The 18,397-nt window shown below is 67.2% G+C and carries 12 protein-coding genes and 1 tRNA gene; 7 read left to right on the top strand and 6 right to left on the bottom strand.

Going from position 1 to position 18,397, the window contains the following annotated elements:
• Positions 1-2: 2 nt before the first annotated feature.
• The 4 genes from hemE to rpsU form a co-directional block, all read right to left on the bottom strand.
• Positions 3-1,058, bottom strand: coding sequence for a uroporphyrinogen decarboxylase (gene hemE, locus D579_RS0111750; protein WP_018168288.1), 1,056 nt, complete (start codon positions 1,056-1,058; stop codon positions 3-5).
• A gap of 8 nt (positions 1,059-1,066) precedes the next feature.
• Positions 1,067-2,473, bottom strand: a complete 1,407-nt coding sequence (locus tag D579_RS0111745; protein WP_018952126.1) for an FAD-dependent oxidoreductase — start codon at positions 2,471-2,473, stop codon at positions 1,067-1,069.
• 75 nt (positions 2,474-2,548) lie between these two features.
• On the bottom strand, positions 2,549-2,995 hold the full coding sequence (locus D579_RS0111740; RefSeq protein ID WP_018144549.1) for a GatB/YqeY domain-containing protein: 447 nt from the start codon (positions 2,993-2,995) through the stop codon (positions 2,549-2,551).
• Positions 2,996-3,034: 39 nt separating this feature from the next.
• Complete coding sequence (gene rpsU, locus D579_RS0111735) at positions 3,035-3,250, bottom strand: 30S ribosomal protein S21 (protein ID WP_018144550.1); 216 nt, start codon at positions 3,248-3,250, stop codon at positions 3,035-3,037.
• Between the two features lie 180 nt (positions 3,251-3,430).
• Here rpsU and aroB point away from each other — a divergent pair, with 180 nt between their 5' ends.
• The 7 genes from aroB to D579_RS0111700 all read left to right on the top strand — a co-directional run bounded on the left by aroB (position 3,431) and on the right by D579_RS0111700 (position 16,736).
• Positions 3,431-4,540, top strand: a complete 1,110-nt coding sequence (gene aroB / locus D579_RS0111730) for a 3-dehydroquinate synthase (protein ID WP_018952125.1) — start codon at positions 3,431-3,433, stop codon at positions 4,538-4,540.
• Between the two features lie 4 nt (positions 4,541-4,544).
• Entirely contained in the window at positions 4,545-5,714 is a 1,170-nt protein-coding gene (locus tag D579_RS0111725; RefSeq protein WP_018952124.1) for a deoxyguanosinetriphosphate triphosphohydrolase, read from the top strand.
• An 11-nt stretch (positions 5,715-5,725) separates the two neighbouring features.
• Complete coding sequence (locus D579_RS0111720; RefSeq protein ID WP_020411035.1) at positions 5,726-7,600, top strand: SPOR domain-containing protein; 1,875 nt, start codon at positions 5,726-5,728, stop codon at positions 7,598-7,600.
• A gap of 191 nt (positions 7,601-7,791) precedes the next feature.
• On the top strand, positions 7,792-12,255 hold the full coding sequence (gltB, locus tag D579_RS0111715; RefSeq protein WP_018952123.1) for a glutamate synthase large subunit: 4,464 nt from the start codon (positions 7,792-7,794) through the stop codon (positions 12,253-12,255).
• A 391-nt stretch (positions 12,256-12,646) separates the two neighbouring features.
• Positions 12,647-14,428, top strand: a complete 1,782-nt coding sequence (gene dnaG / locus D579_RS0111710; RefSeq protein WP_018952122.1) for a DNA primase — start codon at positions 12,647-12,649, stop codon at positions 14,426-14,428.
• Between the two features lie 176 nt (positions 14,429-14,604).
• Positions 14,605-16,554: an RNA polymerase sigma factor RpoD gene (rpoD, locus tag D579_RS0111705; RefSeq protein WP_255346797.1), complete on the top strand. Its 1,950-nt coding sequence runs from the start codon at positions 14,605-14,607 to the stop codon at positions 16,552-16,554.
• 105 nt (positions 16,555-16,659) lie between these two features.
• Positions 16,660-16,736 (top strand) — tRNA-Ile (locus D579_RS0111700).
• Between the two features lie 242 nt (positions 16,737-16,978).
• On the opposite strand, the gene D579_RS0111695 is transcribed toward D579_RS0111700, so the two are convergent.
• Together D579_RS0111695 and D579_RS0111690 are read right to left on the bottom strand one after the other, a co-directional pair.
• On the bottom strand, positions 16,979-17,407 hold the full coding sequence (locus D579_RS0111695; RefSeq protein WP_018952121.1) for a hypothetical protein: 429 nt from the start codon (positions 17,405-17,407) through the stop codon (positions 16,979-16,981).
• Between the two features lie 718 nt (positions 17,408-18,125).
• A partial coding sequence (locus D579_RS0111690) for an integrase core domain-containing protein (protein WP_018952120.1) occupies positions 18,126-18,397 on the bottom strand: 272 nt, incomplete at its 5' end.

Genomic DNA, 18,397 nt, shown 5'->3' with positions numbered 1-18,397 from the left:
GACTAGCGCCGGTAGTTGGTGACGGTGTCCACCATCGCGGCGACCCGCTCCGGATCGATCCCCGGATGAATGCCGTGGCCAAGATTGAAGACATGACCCGTGTCGCGGTCGAAACCATCCAGCACCCGCTGGGTCTCTTCGCGGACTACCGCCTCGGGTGCGTAGAGCACCGACGGATCGAGGTTGCCCTGCAGCGCAACGCGATCGCCGACCCGGCGGCTGGCCTCGGCGATCTCGATGGTCCAGTCCAGCCCCAGGGCATCCGCCCCGGTATCCGCCATCATTTCCAGCCAGGCCCCGCCACCCTTGGTGAACAGCGTCACCGGGACGCGGCGGCCATCGTTTTCACGGATCAGCCCGTCGACGATGCGCTGCATGTAGGCCAGCGAGAACTCGCGATAGGCCCGCGGAGTAAGCGAACCACCCCAGGTGTCGAAGATCATCACCGACTGGGCGCCGGCGCGGATCTGCGCGTTCAGATAATCGGTCACCGCGGTGGCGACCTTTTGCAGCAGGGCGTGCATCGCCTGCGGCTCGCCGTACATCAGACGCTTGGTCTCGGCGAAGTCGCGCGAGCCCTGGCCCTCAACCATGTAAGTCGCCAGGGTCCATGGGCTGCCGGCAAAACCAATCAGCGGGACCTGGCCGTCCAGCTCGCGGCGGATCAGGCGCACCGCGTCCATCACGTAGCGTAGCTCCTGCTCCGGGTCCGGCACCGGCAGGTTCTCGATCGCCTCCAGCGTACGCACCGGCTCGCGGAAACGTGGGCCCTCGCCCGTCTCGAAATACAGACCCAGCCCCATCGCGTCGGGGATGGTGAGGATGTCGGAGAACAGGATCGCCGCATCGAGAGGAAACCGGCGCAGTGGCTGCATGGTGACTTCGCAGGCCAGCTCCGGGTTCTGGCACAGGCTCATGAAGCTGCCGGCCTGGGCGCGGGTCTCGCGATACTCCGGCAGGTAGCGCCCGGCCTGGCGCATGATCCAGATCGGCGGACGCTCCACCGGTTCGCGCAGCTGGGCTCGCAGCAGGAGGTCGTTCTTCAGGTTCTGGGACATCGAAAGGCTCAAACGCCGAGGTATTCAAGGATGCCTTCGGCGGCCTCGCGGCCCTCGAAGACGGCGGTGACCACCAGGTCGGAGCCGCGCACCATGTCGCCACCCGCAAAGACCTTCGGATTGCCGGTCTGGAAAGCATGCTCGCCCGCGGTCTGCACACGGCCACCCTCGTCGATGCCGATCTTGTAGTCGGCAAACCAGTCGGAGGGAGACGGACGGAAGCCAAAGGCGATCAGCACCCGGTCGGCCGGGATTACGTGTTCGGAGCCGGGGACCGGCTCGGGACGGCGGCGGCCACGTTCGTCCGGGGCGCCCATCTGGGTACGCACGACCTTCACGCCCTCGACCTTGCCGTCGCCGACGATCTCCACCGGCTGCACGTTGAACTCGAAATGCACGCCCTCTTCGCGCGCATGCACCACTTCCTTGCGCGAACCGGGCATGTTGTCTTCGTCGCGGCGATAGGCGCAGGTCACCGATGCCGCACCCTGGCGGATCGAGGTGCGGTTGCAGTCCATCGCGGTGTCGCCGCCACCCAGCACGACCACCCGCTGGTCGGCCATGTCGATGAACTCGTGGCCTTCTTCCTGCGGCCAGTTCATCACCTGGCGGATATTGGAGATCAAAAACGGCAGGGCGGGATGAACGCCCGGCAGGTCCTCGCCGGGGAAGCCGCCCTGCATCGCGGTGTAGGTGCCCATGCCGAGGAACACGGCGTCGTATTCCTCCAGCAGCGCATCCATCGCGATGTCGCGGCCGATCTCGATATTCAGACGGAATTCGACGCCCATGCCCTCGAGGATCTCGCGGCGAGTGCGGATCACGTGCTTTTCCAACTTGAACGGCGGGATGCCGAAGGTCAGCAGACCGCCAATCTCCGGATAGCGGTCATACACCACCGCCTGCACGCCATTGCGCGCCAGGATGTCCGCGCAGCCCAATCCCGCGGGCCCGGCGCCGATCACCGCGACACGCTTGCCGGTCGGGGTGACATCCGACAGATCCGGGCGCCAGCCGGCCTTCAGGGCCTCGTCGGTGATGTACTTCTCGACCGAGCCGATGGTGACCGCGCCGAAGCCGTCGTTCAGGGTGCAGGCCCCCTCGCACAGACGATCCTGCGGGCATACGCGGCCACAGACTTCGGGCAACGAGTTGGTCTTGTGCGAGAGCTCGGCGGCCGCGAACAGATTGCCTTCCTCCACCAGCTTCAACCAATTGGGGATGAAGTTGTGGACCGGGCACTTCCATTCGCAATAGGGATTGCCACAGGCCAGGCAACGGCCGGCCTGCTGACCGGCGGTCGCCGGATCGAACTGGCCAATGATCTCGCCGAATTCGTGGATCCGGATCTCGGCGGGGGTCTTCTGGGGGTCCTGGCGCGGGAGGTCCAGGAACTGCATCGGATTGGAAGCCATGGAACACTCGCTCCGACGAAATCGGGATAGGGGCCGCGATGGGCCCGGGGAGTTCGGCCGGGATCCGGCCCGTAGTCAGCCCTGCAGGGCGGCGCGGACCTTCTGGCTCACCTGGCCCATGTCCGCACGCCCGAAGACCCGGGGTTTCAGCACCCCCATGACGCGGCCCATGTCACCCGGGGCACTGGCTCCGGTCTCGGCAATCGCCTCGCTCACCAACTGGTCCAGCGCGGACGCGTCCAGCGGCTCGGGCATGTATTCCTCGATAATGACGACCTCGGCGGCCTCGCGCTCGGCGAGGTCCTCGCGACCGCCCTTCTGATACTGATCGATGGAATCACGCCGCTGCTTGAGCATGCGATTGAGGATCGCCAGCACGGTGTCGTCGTCGGCCTCGCGCCGCTCGTCCACCTCGAACTGCGATACCTCGGCCTGAATCATGCGCAATGCAGCCAGGCGGTCCTTGGCCCGGGCCCGCATGGCCTGCTTGACGTCATCCTGCAACCGGGCCTTGAGCGACATCTTTGGGTCCTCGGGTCCGGGCAGCCACCCGGACGGGGTTCAGTACAAACGCACCCGACGAGTCATGTCGCGGGAATTCTTCTTCAGCTGACGCTTCACCGCGGCAGCGGCCTTGCGCTTGCGCTCGGTGGTCGGCTTCTCGTAGTACTCACGGCGGCGGACTTCCGCGACCACGCCGGCTTTCTCGCAGGTGCGCTTGAAACGGCGCAGGGCGACCTCGAAGGGCTCGTTCTCACGAATTCGTACGTGCGGCATACAATCTCCGAAACGGATGCAGGATCATCTCGATCAAAAATAACAAAACCGGCCGCCAAACACTCCGGGCGACCATGCAGAACTCCCTATGGTAATCCAACCGGCGCAAATTGCAAAAGTCCGTGAAGCGATCCGCACCATGCGGAATGCCCGGCTTACGCCGCCGTCGGCCCGCACGCTATGATGACGGGCATGGAAAGTCTCAACGTAGAACTGGGCGAACGGGGCTACCCGATCCACATCGGGCCGGGCATGCTGGGCGAACCGGAGCGGCTCCGGCCGGCGCTGCACGGCCGGCGCGTCGCCGTGGTGACCAACACCACGGTCGGGCCGCTGTATGGCGACGCCCTGCGCCGGAACCTCGCCGCCTGCGACATCAGCAGCGACCCGCTATGGATCGAACTGCCCGACGGCGAGCAGCACAAGACCCTCGCGACGGTAGAGACCATCCTGTCCCGGCTGCTGGAGGCGCGCCTGGATCGCGGCAGCCGCATCGTCGCCCTGGGCGGGGGGGTGGTCGGGGATATCGCCGGGTTTGCCGCCGCGATCTACCAGCGCGGTATCGACTTCGTTCAGGTCCCAACCACCCTGCTCGCCCAAGTCGACTCCTCGGTTGGCGGCAAGACCGGTGTCAATCACCCGCTGGGCAAGAACATGATCGGCGCCTTTCATCAACCCCGCGCCGTCGTCATCGACACCGACACGCTGAAGACCCTGCCCCAGCGCGAGCTCCAGGCGGGCCTGGCCGAGGTGATCAAGTACGGCCTGATCCGCGACGCCGAATTCTTCGCCTGGCTGGAGGAACACATCGACGCCCTGCGCGCACTGGAACCCGAACCGCTGGCCTACGCCATCCGTCGCTCCTGCGCCTGCAAGGCCGAGATCGTCGCCGCCGACGAGCGCGAGGGCGGCATTCGCGCCCTGCTCAACCTGGGCCACACCTTCGGCCACGCGATCGAGGCCGGCATGGGCTACGGCGCCTGGCTGCACGGCGAGGCCGTGGGCACCGGCATGGCCATGGCCGCACGCATGTCCGAACGCATGGGCTGGCTGGATACTGCTGGTCGTGAACGCGCCGAGGCCCTGATCCAGCGCGCCGGCCTGGCCCTGGAACCGCCGGGGGCGGTGACCCCGGACCGCTTCCGCGAGCTGATGGCGATCGACAAGAAGGTCGCCAGCGGCCGCCTGCGCCTGGTACTGCTGCGCGGCATTGGCGAAGCCGTCCTCACCGACGCGTTCAATCAGGACGCCCTGGACGACACCCTGCACGAGCATGCCCGTGTCGCCTGAAACCATGGCCACCCGCAGCGCTGCCGCACCGGGCCTGGCGCCCTACGCCTGCGATCCCGCACGTTCGCGCGGCCGCGCCCAGGCCGAGGCCGCGCCGCGTCACCGCAGCGATTTCCAGCGCGACCGCGATCGCATCGTGCATTCCAGCGCCTTTCGCCGGCTGGAGTACAAGACCCAGGTCTTCATCAGCCACGAGGGCGACCTGTTCCGCAACCGCCTGACGCACTCGCTGGAGGTCGCGCAGATCGGGCGCTCCATCGCGCGCGCCCTGCAACTGAACGAGGACCTGACCGAGGCCGTCGCGCTGGCGCACGATCTCGGCCACACCCCCTTCGGGCATGCCGGACAGCACGCGCTGAATGCCTGCATGCGCGAGCACGGCGGCTTCGAGCACAATCTGCAGTCGCTGCGCATCGTCGACCTGCTGGAGCGCCACTACGCCGACTTCGACGGCCTCAACCTCACCTACGAGACCCGCGAGGGCATCCTCAAGCACTGCGCACCCGAGAAGGCGCGCCAGCTGGGCGAGATCGGGGTGCGCTTCCTGCAGAAGGAACAGCCGAGCCTCGAGGCCCAGCTCGCGAACGTCGCCGACGAAATCGCCTACAACAATCACGACGTCGATGACGGCCTGCGCTCCGGGCTGCTCACCATGGACCGCCTCGCCGAGGTCACCCTGTTCCGCGACTGCCGCGAGACGGTCCAGGCCCGGTACCCGAACCTGGACCCGCGTCGCATCCAGCACGAGACCGTCCGGCGCATGATCGACGCCCTGGTCGGCGACCTGATCGAGACCAGCCAGGCCGCGATCGACCACCAGCGCCCGCAAACCCCCGACGACGTGCGCCGCGCCGGCGAGGCACTGATCCGCTTCAGCCCGCAGATGGCGGAACAGGCGCGCGAGCTCAAGGGCTTCCTGCGCGAGAACCTCTACCATCACCACCAGGTCCACGGGGTAATGCACAAGGCCCGCCAGCTGATCCACGATCTGTTTGCCGCGTTCGAGTCGGAGCCACGCCTGATGCCCGAGCACTACCAGCGGCATGCCGACGAGATGGCCACCCACGACGCGCACGGGCCGCAACGCGCCATCGCCGACTACATTGCCGGCATGACCGACCGCCACGCCATCCGTGAACACCACCGCCTGTTCGACCTGGGCACGCTGACCTGAAAAGGAATTCGATGGCGCTTTCCGAACAATGCCTGGAACACCTCGGCCTGCACGCGCCGCCGTTTGACGACGCGCCCGACGAGACCTTCATCTACAGCGACCCGCTGCTGGATGGCCTGCTCGAGTCCGCGCGGGCTGCCCTGAACGGCCCCGGCGCAGTCGTGCTGATGACCGGCGAGAACGGTTCCGGCCGCAGCCTCCAGCTGATGCGACTGCTGGCGATGCTGCCCGACCCGTTCGAGCTGATCGCCTTCCGTGCGCGCATCAACACCCAGTTCGAGTCGGTGGACAACACCATCCGCAATTACCTGCGCTCGCAGAACGCGGACGATCCCGACCGCCCACTGACCGAACTCCTCGGCGACCGCGTCGCCGAAGGCGTCGACCCGGTTATCGCGATGGATGACGCGCACCTGGTCGGCACCGACATCGTCAACAACCTGATGCGCATGCGCAGCGAGATCCTTGCCAGGCAGGGCCGCGCCCCGCGCATCATCCTGGTCGGTTCCAGTGGGCTACTGCGCCGCCGCCTATACCTGCCCGACCCCTCCGACGAGGACCAGGTCACTCGCGTCAGCCTGCGCGCGTTCAACCTGGAGCAGACCGCGGCCTACCTGCGCCACCGCCTGCAGGCCGCCGGCCTGGCCGACCCCGATCGCCTGCTGGATGCAGACGCCATCCATCACCTGCAGACCACCAGTCAGGGCCTGCCCGGCAACCTCAACCGCGAAGCCAACAGCTTCCTCGAACGCCAGTGCCGCAGCGAGCGCCGGACCGGTGCCACAGCCACAGCCGCCGGCAGCACTGCCCCGGGGGTGGCCGCGGGCGAGGCGGCCGAGACAGACACCGACATCGAACCGCAAGACGGGGAGCCCGCGATCACCCCCTCCACCCGCGAGGCCGAGCCGGTGAGCGAGATGCCCTCGGAGACGACGATCCGCGCCAGCCGCGACCCGGACGACGACCGCTTCACCCCGGCGGCCGAGGCTCTTGCCGCGTCCACTCCGCGCCCCGACCCGCCCCGCGAGACAGCCCCCGAGGCGCCGCCGGGCGAGCCGGGCGGCATCGACGCCGATCACCGCATCCCGGAGCCGCCGGCGGCGGAGAACGTCGCCTTCTGGAACCAGCGCTGGTTCGTCCCGGCGGTAGCCATCACCGTGGCCTTGGGCATCGCCGCCCCGGTCGCCTGGCAACTGCTGGAGACGGAATCCGCGCCGACCGATAGCGAGATCATCGAACTACCCCTGCCCGAGCCGCGCATCACCGAGGCCGAGCCGGAACCCGCGCCCGAGGGGCCGGCAGCCACCACCGACGACGAGGTCGTCGTGGCCGACCCACTGGACCTGCCCCCTCCGGCCGAAGCCGAACCGACCGAGCGGGAGACCGCCCCCCAGGACCCGGCCGCGGACGAGCCCGAACCCGAGACGGCGGCGGAACCCGCGGAGCAGGCGCCCGCATCCGAACCGCCGGCCGAGCCAGAAAGCACTCCGGAGCCGGAGCCTGAACCGGCACCCGAACCCACGCCCGAGCCCACGCCCGAACCGGAACTCGCCACCGAAGAACCGGCCGCAGAGGATGCCGACGCCGAGCGCCTGCGCAACGACCGCGCCTGGCTGAACGACCAGGACGGAGGCGCCACGACCATCCAGCTGCTGGCCGCGCCGAACATGGGGGCCGCACGGGCCTATGCCGATCAGCACGACCTGGGCGGGATCCGCTATATCCCAACGCGCGTCAACAACCGCGAATTCGTGGTCATCCTGGCCGGGGTCTTCCCCGACCGGGCCGCCGCCCAGCGCGCCGCGGAGGACCTGCCCGCCGCCGTGCGCCGCGACGAACCCTGGATCCGCTCCATCGGCTCGGTCCAGAACGCCGTGCGCGACTGATCCCCGCGCTGCTTGGTCACCACGACTTAACCTGCGTCGATGTCGTGTCTTCTTGACCGGCCCCGGTTTGCCGGGAGAATGACGGTTCGGCTATATTCCTGCGCCTTTTTCCGTGTTCTTTTTCCAGGGACGGCCCTGACCAACGTACCGCGCCCGCGTACGGCCCCGCGCGCTGCGACCGGAGTTGACCAATGCGACAGAACCAACTGAACGGCACCCTCTACCGCCCCGAATTCGAGCGCGACAACTGCGGCTTCGGCCTCATTGCGCACATGGACGGCGTAGCCAGCCACTGGGTGGTCGACACCGCGATCAAGGCCCTGGAACGCATGACCCACCGCGGCGCGATCGCCGCCGACGGCAAGACCGGCGACGGCTGCGGGCTCCTGATGAAGACCCCCGAGGCCTTCCTGCGCACCCTCGCCTCCGAGTCGAAGATTGAACTGGCCGAGCGCTTCGCCGCCGGCATCGTGTTCATCAACCCGGCCAAGATCGCCGAAACCCGCGCCGCCGTGGAGAGCGCCATCGAGCGCGGCCCGCTCCGGCTTGCCGGCTGGCGCGAAGTGCCGGTCAATCCGGAAGAGGCCTGCGGCGCCGAGGCGATGAAGAGCCAGCCGCACATCCTGCAGGTGTTCATCAATGCCCCGGCGGAGATGGACGCGGCCGACTTCGAGCGCGCGCTGTTCGTGGTGCGCCGCCGCGCCGAGATCGCGATGGGCGACGACCCGGTGTTCTACGTGCCCAGCCTGTCGGCGCACGTACTCTCCTACAAGGGTCTGGTGATGCCGGCCAACCTGCCGGTGTTCTACCCGGACCTGAAGCGCCCGGAACTGGAGACGGCAATCTGCGTGTTCCACCAACGCTTCTCCACCAACACCTTCCCGCAGTGGGGCCTGGCGCAGCCGTTCCGCTTCCTCGCCCACAACGGCGAGATCAACACGGTGCAGGGCAACCGCAACTGGGCGGTCGCGCGCCAGCACAAGTTCGCCACCGAGAAGTTGCCGGAGCTGGCCGAGCTGGAACCGCTGGTGAACCTGGAGGGCTCCGACTCGCAGAGTCTGGACAACATGCTGGAAGTCCTGCTGGCCGGCGGCATGGACCTGTTCCGCGCGATGCGCCTGCTGGTCCCACCGGCGTGGCAGAACGTCGCGCACATGGACTCCGACCTGCGCGCGTTCTACGAATACAACTCCATGCACATGGAACCTTGGGACGGCCCGGCCGGCATCGTGCTGACCGACGGCCGCTACGCCGCCTGCACCCTGGACCGCAACGGCCTGCGCCCGGCGCGCTACGTGATCACCAAGGATCGCCACATCACCCTGGCCTCGGAGATTGGCGTGTATGACTACGCCCCCGAGGACGTAGTCGCCAAGGGGCGCCTGAAGCCCGGCCAGATGCTCGCCGTGGACACCGAGTCCGGCGAGCTGCTGCAGCCCGAGGACGTCGACCGCATCAACCGCACCCGCCAGCCCTACCGCCAGTGGCTGCGCGCGCACGTGAAGCACCTGAAGAGCCAGCTGGACGACAACCAGCTGTTCTCCGGCGAGCCGATGCCGCCCGAGCGCCTGGAGACCTACGAGAAGCTGTTCGACGTGACCTTCGAGGAACGCGACCAGATCCTGCGCGTGCTGGCCGAGGCCGGGCAGGAGGCCGTGGGCTCCATGGGCGACGACACCCCGTTCGCGGTGCTCTCCAGCCACACCCGTTCGCTGTTCGACTACTTCCGCCAGCAGTTCGCCCAGGTGACCAACCCGGCGATCGACCCGCTGCGCGAAAGCATCGTGATGTCACTGGAGACCTGCTTCGGCCGCGAACAGAACCTGTTCGAAGAGACCCCGGACCACGCCCACCGCCTGGTGTCCGACTCCCCGGTGCTGTCCGAGGCCAAGTTCCGCGAGCTGTGCAACCAGACCGAGGACGCCTTCCGTGTCGAGCGCATGGATCTCAACTACGACGTCCATTCCGGCTCGCTGGAGGACGCCGTGAAGGCCCTGACCGAGCACGCGGTCGAGGCCGTGCGCGACGGTGCCGTGGTGCTGGTCCTGTCGGATCGCGGCATCGACCCGGAACGCCGCCCGATCCCGGCCGCGCTGGCCGTGGGCGCGGTTCACCATGCCCTGATCGGCGCCAAGCTGCGCACCGACGCCAACATCGTCGCCGAAACCGCCACCGTGCGTGATCCGCACCACTTCGCGGTGCTGCTGGGCTACGGCGCCACCGCGATCTATCCGTACCTGGCCTACTCCGCGCTGCATGGCATGTGCCAGTCCGGCGAGATCCCGAACGCGGACCCGCTGACCCTGGCGCAGAACTACCGCCGCGGCATCAACAAGGGCCTGTTCAAGATCCTGTCCAAGATGGGCATCTCCACCATTGCCAGCTACCGCGGCGCGCAGCTGTTCGAGATCGTCGGCCTGTCCGACGAAATCGTGGAGACCTGCTTCAAGGGCACCACCAGCCGCATCCAGGGCACCCGCTTCGCCGACATTCAGGCGGATCTGGAGACGCTGTCGAAGCGTGCCTGGAACCCGCGCAAGAGCGCCGGCCAGGGCGGTCTGCTGAAATACGTCCACGGGGGCGAGTACCACGCCTACAACCCGGACGTGATCCAGACCCTGCACCGCGCGGTGCAGTCCGGCGACTACGGGATCTACAAGGAATACGCGGACCTGGTGAACGAACGCCCGGTGACTGTGCTGCGCGACCTGCTCAAGGTGCGCGACGACATCGAGCCGATCGAGCTTGACGCGGTCGAGCCCGAGGCCGACATCCTGCCGCGTTTCGACTCCGCCGGCATGAGCCTGGGCGCGCTGTCGCCGGAGGCCCACGAGGCCCTGGCCACCGCAATGAACCGCCTCGGTGGACGCTCCAACTCCGGCGAAGGCGGCGAGGCCGTCTCCCGCTACGGTACCGAGCGCATGTCCAAGATCAAGCAGGTGGCCTCCGGCCGCTTCGGCGTGACCCCGCACTATCTGGTCAACGCCGAGGTCCTGCAGATCAAGGTCGCCCAGGGCGCCAAGCCCGGCGAGGGTGGCCAGCTGCCGGGGCACAAGGTCAACAAGATGATCGCGGAGCTGCGCTTCTCGAATGCCGGCGTGGCCCTGATCTCGCCGCCGCCGCACCACGACATCTACTCCATCGAGGACCTGGCGCAGCTGATCTTCGACCTCAAGCAGGTCAACCCGGATGCGCTGGTCTCGGTGAAGTTGGTCTCCGAGGCCGGGGTCGGCACCATCGCCGCCGGCGTGGCCAAGGCCTATGCCGACTTGATCACCATCTCTGGCTATGACGGCGGCACTGGCGCCAGCCCGCTGACCTCGGTGAAGTACGCCGGCACCCCGTGGGAGCTGGGCCTGTCCGAGACCCACGCGACCCTGCGCGGCAACGACCTGCGCGACAAGGTACGCCTGCAGACCGACGGTGGCCTGAAGACCGGCCTGGACGTCATCAAGGCGGCCATCCTGGGCGCCGAGAGCTTCGGCTTCGGCACCGGCCCGATGGTCGCGCTGGGCTGCAAGTACCTGCGCATCTGCCACCTGAACAACTGTGCAACGGGTGTGGCCACGCAGGACAAGGTGCTGCGCATGAACCACTTCATCGGGCTGCCCGAGATGGTCATGCACTACTTCCAGTTCGTCGCCCGCGAGACCCGCGAATGGATGGCGAAGCTGGGCGTGCGCAGCCTGACCGACCTGATCGGCCGCACCGACCTGCTGGAGATCCTGCCGGGCGAGACGCCCAAGCAGCAGCACCTGGACCTGAACGGCCTGCTGGCCAGCGGCGACCTGGCCGACAAGCCGCGTTTCTGCAAGGCGCCGAAGAACGAACCGTTCGACAAGGGCGAGCTCGCCGAGAAGATGGTCGCGGAGATGCTCGAGGCCATCGAGAGCAAGGCGGGTGGCGAATACCACTTCGACGTGGCCAACACCGACCGCTCGATCGGCGCGCGGCTGTCCGGAGAGATTGCCAAGCGCCACGGCAATCAGGGCATGGCGGACGCCGCGATCACCGTGCGCATGAAGGGCACGGCCGGGCAGAGCTTCGGCGTGTGGAATGCCGGCGGTCTGCACCTGTACCTGGAGGGTGACGCCAATGACTACGTCGGCAAGGGCATGACCGGCGGCAAGCTGGTGATCCGGCCGCCGGAGGGCTCCGGCTTCGCCAGCCAGGACACCACCATCATGGGCAACACCTGCCTGTATGGGGCGACCGGCGGCAAGCTGTTCGCGGCCGGCCAGTGTGGCGAGCGCTTCGGCGTGCGCAACTCCGGCGCGATCGCCGTGGTGGAAGGCATCGGCGACCACGGTTGCGAGTACATGACCGGCGGCGTAATGGTGGTGCTGGGCAATACCGGCATCAACTTCGGCGCGGGCATGACCGGCGGCTTCGCGTTCGTGCTGGACCGGGAGAACGACTTCCCGGACCGCATCAACAACGAGCTGATCGACCTGCACCGCCTCGACACCGAAGAGATGGAGGCGCACCGGAACTACCTGGAGGAACTCGTCACGGAATTCGTGCACGAGACCGACAGCGCCTGGGGCCGCGAGATCCTGGAGCGCTTCGACGACTACCAGGGCTCGTTCTGGCTGGTGAAGCCCAAGGCCTCGGAACTTCGGGGCCTGCTGGCCAACTTGCGCCAGGCCGCCTGACCCGCCACCCGGCGGTACCGCGATTCGGGCCCCTCACGGGGCCCGTTTTGTTTGCGCGCGTAAATGTCCGGCATTGCAGGACCCAACAGGGACCGTGGCAAAGAAGCAGTGGGTAATATCCAGTCCCGCGTCCCGCACCGGAATCGGGGGCCACAGATAACGATTGCTTCGTCGCCTCCGGCTCCTCGCAATGACGCGAGAGCGAAACACCGTCATCGCGAGGAGCGAAGCGACGTGGCGATCTCCACGGGCAACCCCGGCGTTCGCCTTGGAAACCGCCGGGTCTTGCCCCGTCGGCCAAGGCGTGCCGCAATGACGTGTTGCGGCCCGACGCTGGGCTATCATGCGAACCCAACCACCGGCACGACTCCGAGGAACACGCAGCGACCCCATGGCAGGCCTCATCCCCCAGGCGTTCATCGACGATCTGCTCGAACGCAGTGACATCGTCGAGATCATTCAGCGCCGCGTCAGCCTGAAGAAGGCCGGGCGCGAGTTCGCGGCCTGCTGCCCGTTCCACGGCGAGAAGACGCCATCGTTCTACGTCTCCCCGCAAAAGCAGTTCTATCACTGCTTCGGCTGCGGGGCGCACGGCACGGCCATCAGCTTCCTGATGGAGTACGAGAACCTGAGCTTTCCCGAGGCGATCGAGCAGCTGGCCGAACAGGCCGGGCTCGAGGTTCCGCGCGAGGCCGGGGATGACGACCGCCGCGAGGCCCATGCCCCGCTGTATGACGCGCTGGACGCGGCCGCCGAATGGTACGTGCAGCAACTGCGCCAGACCCCCAAGGCGGTCGAGTACCTGAAAAACCGTGGCATCGACGGCGCCACCGCGCGCAACTACCAGATCGGGTGGGCCCCGCCCGCGGGGCTGATCGAGGCGCTCAAACCCCGCTTCACTCCGCAGCAACTGGTCGATGCCGGCCTGGCCGCGCGGCGCGACGACGGCGGCATCCGCGAGCGCTTCCGCGCGCGCATCATGTTCCCGATCCGCGACCGGCGCGGGCGCATCACCGGCTTCGGCGGGCGCCTGATCGAGGACGGCGAACCGAAATACCTGAACAGTCCGGAGAGCGAGGTTTTCCACAAGGGCCAGGTCATCTACGGCCTGTTCGAGGCGCGCAAGGCCGGCACCCGGCTGGACGACATCGTGGTGGTCGAGGGCTACATGGACGTGGTCGGCCTGGCCCGCGCGGGGTTCCACCGCGCGGTGGCCTGTATGGGTACCGCGCTCACCCGTGCCCACCTGGACAGCCTGTTCCGCCAGGTCTCGCGTATCACCCTGTGCTTCGATGGCGATGCCGCCGGCCGCCGCGCCGCCTGGCGCTCGCTGGGCGAGGCGCTGCCCGCGATCCAGGGACTGCGCGAGGTGCGCGTGTTGTTCCTGCCGGACGGCGACGACCCGGACAGCCTGGTCCTGCGCGACGGACTGGCCGGCTGGGAGGAGCGCCTCGCCGGCGCCCTGCCCTTGTCCGAGACCCTGATGCGCCTGCAACGCGAGGAGCACCCCACAGACACCGCCGAAGGCCGCACCCGCTTCGCCCACGCGGCGATGAAGCTGGTCGCCACCGCCCGCGATCCGCTGTTTCGTGACCAGCTGGTCGAACGCATCGGACAGGAGACGGGGCTCAGCCAGGAGCGACTGGAACAGGTCCTGTCCGAACAGCCACCCCAGCCTGCCCGCAACCCTGAACCGGGCCCGGGTCACGAGCTCCCCGCCACCCCCGGCGGCCGTGCGCCCGCGCGCGGCGAGAGCGCCCCGGCCTTGTGGGGTGCCCTGCTCGCCCGCGTCCTGCAACACCCCGAACTGGACTGGTCACAGCCCGAGTTCCGCCAGGTCGTCGAGCTGCCTGGAGCGGCCGCCGAGACCCTGCGTAATGTCCTCGCGGCCCTGGACGAGAGCCCTGGACGCCACACGGCCGGCCTGCTGGAGCGCTTTCGCGACCAGCGCCACTTTCAGCGACTCATGGCCCTGGCCCACCAGGAGCTCAACGACGGCGAGCCAGCGGTCACCCGCCAGACGGCGCTGGACTGCGCCCGCCAGCTCCTGCGTCAGCACTATCGATTGCGAATTCGTGAACTGACTCGCCCCGGTTCCGAACTCGGAACGGAACAACGCGCCGAGCTCGCCCGTCTTACCCAGCAGTTGCAGCGGTTCGACCTGCCCAAATAGCGCGCCGGGGCTTGAAGCGCCCGGATTCGCCCTCAACATAGCGGTCAAGGATGTCGCCCTAGAGCCGGGTCGCGACCCAGCCTTGACCCGAGAATCCATCAGGCCACCGGCAATATAAGAATCTTCTGCTACAATGTAGGATTGATTTTTCTGCGTCCCACTTTCCTTGAGCCGTCTTGCCACGGCTCAAACAAGCACCTCGGAGTACGACCGCAATGAATCGTGAAGAGCAGCAATCCCAGCTCAAGGAACTGATTGCCAAGGGCAAGGAGCAGGGATACCTCACGTATACCGAGGTAAACGATCACCTGCCCGACTCGATCATCGACTCCGACCAGGTCGAGGACATCATTGCGATGATCAACGACATGGGCATCGCGGTGCATGAGCAGGCCCCGGACGCCGACAGCCTTCTGTTGTCCGACGGTTCGGTCTCTGCCGACGACGACGCCGAGGACGCCGTGGCGGCGCTCGCCTCCGCCGACAGCGACTTCGGCCGCACCACCGACCCCGTGCGCATGTACATGCGCGAGATGGGCACGGTCGAACTGTTGACCCGCGAAGGCGAGATCCGCATCGCCAAGCGCATCGAAGAGGGCCTGATGCAGGTCCTGTTCGCGCTCGCCCACCATCCGGGCGCGATCGAACGGCTGATCCGTGAATATGACCGGATCGTCGAGAACAATGGCCGCCTGACCGACCTGGTGGTCTCCTTCATCGACCCGAATGATCACGCCAACGGTGAGGCCGTGGCCCGTGGCCTGGTGACGCCGGAACAGGCGCAGAAGGCACAGGACGAACAGAAGGCGGCCGCGGCGGCCGCCGCCGAGCAGCAGGCCAGCGCCGAACTGGATGCCATCGTCGACGAGGTGGAAGACGCCGAGGAAGACGAAGAAGCCGCCGAGCCGGTGGACACCGGCCCGGATCCGGAAGAGGCGCGCGAGCGCTTCGAAAAGCTGCGCAAGCTGCACGCCAAGGCGCACAAGGCCTTCGAGAAGGGCAACCGCGAGGCCTACGCTGTAGCGCGCGAGGCCACCGCCAAGTACTTCATGGAGTTCAAGCTGATCCCGCGCATGGTCGACCAGCTGACCACCCAGCTGCACGGCAGCATCGACCACGTCCGCCGCCACGAGCGCCGCATCATGGCGCTGGCCGTCGAGCAGGCCCAGATGCCGCGCAAGGCCTTCATCGACAGCTTCCCCAAGAACGAGACCAATCTCGACTGGATCAAGGAAGCCTGCAAAGCCAAGGGCAAGTACACCAACGCCCTGGCCCAGCACGAAGAAGAGATCGTGCGCCTGCAGAAGAAGCTGGCCGAGATCGAGCGCGAGGCCAGCCTGAACATCGCCGAGATCAAGGAGATCAATCGCCGCATGTCGATCGGCGAGGCCAAGGCCCGGCGCGCGAAGAAGGAGATGGTCGAGGCCAACCTGCGCCTGGTGATCTCCATCGCCAAGAAGTACACCAACCGCGGCCTGCAGTTCCTCGACCTGATTCAGGAAGGCAACATCGGCCTGATGAAGGCCGTGGACAAGTTCGAATACCGCCGCGGCTACAAGTTCTCGACCTACGCCACCTGGTGGATTCGCCAGGCGATCACCCGCTCCATCGCGGACCAGGCGCGCACCATCCGCATCCCGGTGCACATGATCGAGACGATCAACAAGCTCAACCGCGTCTCCCGCCAGATGCTGCAGGAGATGGGCCGCGAGGCCACCCCGGAAGAGCTGGCCGAGCGCATGGAGATGCCCGAGGACAAGATCCGCAAGGTGCTGAAGATTTCCAAGGAGCCGATCTCCATGGAGACCCCGATCGGCGACGACGAAGACTCGCATCTGGGCGACTTCATCGAGGACGAGAAGGTCGCCTCGCCGTCCGACTCCGCCGCACAGGAAAGCCTCACCGAGGCCACCCGCGAGATCCTGTCCACGCTGACCCCGCGCGAGGCCAAGGTCCTGCGCATGCGCTTCGGTATCGACATGAACACCGACCACACCCTCGAGGAGGTCGGCAAGCAGTTCGACGTCACCCGCGAGCGCATCCGCCAGATCGAGGCCAAGGCCCTGCGCAAGCTGCGCCACCCGACCCGCGCCGAACTGCTGCGCACCTACACCGACGCCGAGTAACCGGCGTCCCGGCCCGGCGGCCGGAACCCGACCTAGCGATGCGGCGCCATCTTCCCCTTGCGGGTAGAATGGCGCCGCAGTCGTTTGTACGCCCCCCCCGAATACGGGCCTGTAGCTCAGTTGGTTAGAGCAGGGGACTCATAATCCCTTGGTCGTCGGTTCGAGTCCGACCGGGCCCACCATTCGCTTCGCTCCTGCTGGGCGGATCGGAATATTCCAGTCGCGCGCCTCCCGGCGCACGCCGCTCCGGCCTCGCGAAGCCAGGCTACGCGCCGCTACGCGGCCGGCCTCCACCCAACCGGGCCCACCCCTCCCATCCAAGACTTACGGCACAAGGCCGTCCCTGAAACGAGCCGGCATGCATCCATGCCCATCTGCACGGGCAATCCCTGCTGCGGCGGCGACCCCGCACGGGACGTTGCGCTCAGGGCGCCTCGGCGGTGATGAGGCCGCACTGGAGGTCGACGGTGATCCGCTGTCCCTCGATGACCGTGGCGCTGGCCAGCAGGAAGATCTCCACGAACTCGTTGCGCTCCTCCTCGGGCATCTCCGAGGAGGCACCGGAGGCATTAAAGGTGCCGAACATGGTGTCGTGGGCTCCGGCCGAGTACAGGATCAGTCGCTGCATGGCGGCCTGGTCGTCCGGCGATGGTGCAGCAGTATCCAGGACCGGTTCGCCCAGCTTCTGTTTGATGGTGGAATAGAGATGAAACAGGTATTCCGCCGCGCTTTCGCGCCCGCGCCGATCCTGCAGGGTGAAATCGGCGGAGACCGCCTGGCCACTGCGGGCACGTAGCACGATGTGCTTCGACTCGGGCTGCTCGTCGGCGTACGGATTCAGGATGGTGGCCACGATGTCTCCAGAGCGGAATGGATGAGCCGGGGAGACTACGAGACCCCCTTTGAGATTGCCACGGCGGCCCCGTCAGTCGAGGGGTTATCCATGCGGGCGGATACGCGATAAGGGCCAAGTCGCCCTCCGGTCAATGATGCACCGGATCAGCCACGAAGTTCAGCCAGATCCAGGGGCCGTGCGGGCCCGGGTGCGCACAACACCCGACGGTCGAAACGCGCCCCAGGGCTCCACGCGTCTCCTGCTTCGCCATCCCGGAAACCGCGTAGCAGTTATCCGGAATCTCGGCGGCTGGGGTTGCCCCGACGGGGGGAGATCCCGGCTCTTCGCTTCGCTCCGGCCGGGATGACAGTGCAGGGGGTTGTATGCGTCGAGTTGGGCAGAATTGGGGCGGCCACGTTCGGTTGGTCTCGGGCTCAGACGGCCTCGGCAGGCAGGCCGGAACGATCTCGGTGATGAGTAGCTCCTCGGGCTGCGGGAAAGGCAGATTCACATGCAGGGGGCGCCCATCGGGCCGCCGCGGAGGCACTCAACAAGTGCCTGCCGAAGCGATATATCGGGCAAGTATCTGCTTAAACGGCATAGACCCCCGGTTCACGGGACCCCGGCGCGTTAACGAGGGGGTAACGGGGTGCCTTCCACGGCGTTCATTCATCACTATTCTTGGGCAGAAGGGAGCCCTCCGGACGACAGGGGTTCTGGTGTCGACTTCCCCGGATTAGGTCCACGCATAACTAGAGGTTTCCGGGGTGTGTAACTGCCGGTATTCGACCGGCGTCAGGTCCCCCAGCGCGTCGTGAGGGATGGTTTCGTTGTAGTCCTGCAGCCACTGCTCGGTGTGTTCCCGGACTTCGGTCAGCGTTCGGAAGACGTAGAGGTCCAGGACCCCGCGGCGGTAGCTGCCGTTGAACCGTTCGATGAAGCCGTTCTGCATCGGTTTGCCCGGCTGGATGAAGCTCAGTTCCACGCCGCGCTGGTCGGCCCAGTCGG

The organism is Thioalkalivibrio sp. AKL12 (assembly GCF_000377925.1).
Classification (GTDB): domain Bacteria; phylum Pseudomonadota; class Gammaproteobacteria; order Ectothiorhodospirales; family Ectothiorhodospiraceae; genus Thioalkalivibrio; species Thioalkalivibrio versutus.
The sequence above is the reverse complement of the archived record's forward strand: the minus strand, read 5'-3'. Positions and strand labels throughout refer to the sequence as shown.